This window comes from Mesorhizobium sp. M5C.F.Ca.IN.020.32.2.1 (assembly GCF_004023105.1).
In the GTDB taxonomy this organism is placed as follows: domain Bacteria; phylum Pseudomonadota; class Alphaproteobacteria; order Rhizobiales; family Rhizobiaceae; genus Mesorhizobium; species Mesorhizobium wenxiniae.
Map to the genome: position 1 here is coordinate 1 of NZ_RZSX01000757.1, position 3118 is coordinate 3118.

At 64.5% G+C, this 3118-nt stretch carries 1 protein-coding gene; it reads right to left on the reverse strand.

What is annotated here, in order from left to right:
• A partial coding sequence (locus tag EOA86_RS28335) for a DNA methyltransferase (RefSeq protein ID WP_164892054.1) occupies nt 1-3021 on the reverse strand: 3021 nt, incomplete at its 3' end.
• Between the last annotated feature and the right edge of the window lie 97 nt (nt 3022-3118).

The following is a 3118-nucleotide window of genomic DNA, read 5'->3' on the forward strand; positions in this document are numbered from 1 at the left end:
CACCACGGTAGCCCAGCCGCCGGGCTTGAGCACCCGACCGATCTCCCGCATCGAGGCAGTCATCAATTCGGAATAGTCCTTCAGCGTCTTGCCGCCGTTGGCGGCGGAGAGCGAGCGATTGACCACGGCTTCCTGCGTTGGGTCGGTGACGCGTCCAAGCCAGGATTCCCAGATCAGATTGCAGTCCGCATAGAAGATATTCGAGCCGAACGGCGGATCGGTGAATACATAGTCGATCGATCCATCCGCCACCCCGGAGAGGTCGGTAGCGCTTGCCATCAGAATGTCGGGCGTATGTGTGATTGGACCAAGGGCTTGGTAGTAGGCCTGCAGTTGCCGGATCTTCTTGCGCATCACCTCTAGCACATTGGCCTCGGCCGAGAGCTGGGGAACGTACAAGGTGCCGGTCAAAGGACGATGGCCGCCCCGCGCATTAAATCGCCGCATGCGAGTACCGTGCCAGGCGGTGTTGGTGAAGGCGAACGCCATGACGCGGCGAAGGCGTTCGTCGGGCTCCTCCAGAACGCCCTGCCAGAGACGGGCGAGCGCTACTCGATTGCGGTCAGTGTACATGTCGCGGACCGAGCGCACTCCTTGAAGCTGGAGTGCGCAGCGCTGGTACATTTCCCGATCTGGGCCTAGCGGCACGTTGGGGAACGGCGCCTCGTCCGCTATCTCGGCGAGGCTTGCGGCGTCCGCGACGTCCTGGTCGTCCGCGGCGCGTTCGCCGCGCGTCCCGTCCTTCCGCTCGAAGGCGACCCAGGCGGGCGAATTCGCCACGACCTCGAAACGACGGCGGTCGGCTTCATGACCGCAGATCGGGCATGCAGTCGCCCGGCTCATGCGCCCGGTCTTCCGGTCCATCGTTGACCAAAGCATGAATTCGGCGCGACATCGCGGACACCGGTGACAGGTGCTCCACAGAGTCCAGCGAAGCAAGGCCGGACGACCGGCCTCGTCCCGAGTCGCGTAAAGGGGGGACAGGCTGTCGCCGACCCGCGCCTCCAGCCGAGTAAAGGCGTGGATGAGAGCCTCGGGATCGCAGGGATGGGTATGGTTCCACGCCAAGTGGACGGCGGCGCCCGAAAGATCATTGAGGATGGCGCGGCGACCCGTCATGGCGGCGGCAACGCCGGTCATCCCTGAGCCGCAGAAGGGGTCAAGCACCACATCACCCGGTCGTGTGAAGTGATCAATGAATGGCTGGATGGCCTCGGGCGGTACTTTGGTGTGATAGCTGTGCGCCGAGTAAAGGGCGGTGTTGCGGGAACCGGGAACCAATCGTGCCGGAGGCGGCGTATCGGGTGTGGCCGGATTGGTCGAGATCGGCAGGGTCTCGGAGCTCAGATAGCCCGCAACGAAATCCGGAAGTGCAGCAGCAGGGGCTGCCTTGCTCGCCAGTTGGGCTCGACGGCGCTGGATTGAGTCGATGGTGAGGCCGGTCGCGGAGAAATCCGACTGAAGGACGTCGCGCAGTACCGCCGAATAGACGTGATCGGGCGCGGTGACGCCTTCGTTCAGCGCCCGGGTCAGGGAGGCGTCGATGAAAGCGGCCGGAGCCTTGGCTCGCTCCTGCCGGGGGCGCGACCGGTGGGCCAGGGTCAAGGTCAGATCAAGCCGGGTGACTCGCTCCTGGCCGAGCTGACCCTTGACCCCCTTGATGGAAGGTTGGCCCTTATCGAGGACGTGGACATTGTGGGTCTCCAGGCCCGCATCCGACAGGGCGTCCTGGACCTCGGTCCAAACCCGGTCGTCGGTGTTGGAGAAGGCCAGCACCGCGCGGCCGCCTGGTCGCAGGATGCGCGCGGCCTCAGAGAAGGCTTGGGCCATTAGGTCACCGTAGAGGTCGTGGTCCTTGCCGCCCGCAATTCGAGCCCGCCGGTGGTTGACTACAATCTCGGCGGCTTGATCGGTCTCGGCGCCCAGCCAGGCGTCCCAAAGCAGGGAACTGTCGGCATAGAAGATGTTCGATCCGAAGGGCGGGTCCATGAACACCATATCCACGGCTCCGTCGGGGATGACCCCCAGATCAGTCGCCGACGATTGGAAGACTTCGGCGGTGCGCGTCGTTGTGGGGCGGCTCTCGAAATACCGCAGGACGTCGGCCGCCTTGCGGCGGAACAGGCTCCAGACGTTCCATTCGTACCGGAGAGACGAGACGTAGAGCGTCCCGGTCATCACATTTGTGGGGCGTTTGGCGTTCCACTGATACCGCTTGGACGCGCGATTGGCGCAGGCGGTGAAGGCGAACAGCAGAGCCTCGCGCACCCGGCCTTCGGCGGCCCCGACGATGGCGTGCCTCAGCGCGGCCAGTGCATGCAGGTTCCTGCGAGTGTAGAAGCCGGCCACATCGGCGATCCCCATGGCGGCATGGGCCGATCGCCACATTTCGCGGTCGGATCCGAACTTCATCATGGGGACCCAGTAGGGGATAGCAGTTTGATCGACCTCGTCGATCAGGGCTAATTCCGCTGCCGTGGGTGCGTGATGCGTCATGCGCCGCCCCTTCTCCGAGACATGAGTGCGGACCGGTCGCTCCCCCACCCATTTGAGGTAAGCCTTATTCAGGATAGCTGTGCACGTCGGGCACACCAGTTCGGTCCCGCCGCTGTGATGCAGCGCGTCCCAATAGGTGATCTCTGACGCACAGGCGTCGCAGGCGAACACGTCGCTCCAGACGGTGTACTCAACGGACGCCCCCTTGATGCCGACCGGGTTGTAGAGCCATTGCATAGTCGGCTCGACCGCCGACTTGAGACGCTCGAATGCGGCTCGAAAGGCTTTCGGATCGCATGGCGCGGTGTAGTTTCGGGCGATGTGCACGGCCGCTGGCGACAGGTCCGACAGCAGCGCGTCGCGCTCGCACTCGAGCGCGGCGACACCGGTCATCCCCGACCCGCAGAAAGGATCGCTGACCAGGTCGCCGGGCTCAGTGAAGGCCTCGATGAAGGGTTTGATGGCCGAAGGCGGCACCTTCGTGTGATAGCTGTGCGCCCGGTAAGTTGTGGTGGCCTTGGACACCTCGATCCGCGCCGGAATGGCAACGTCGGCGTCGGGATCGACGATGCGAACCTCGGACCGTGCGCTCAGAGCCCGCACTGGCGACGTCGGATAGGAC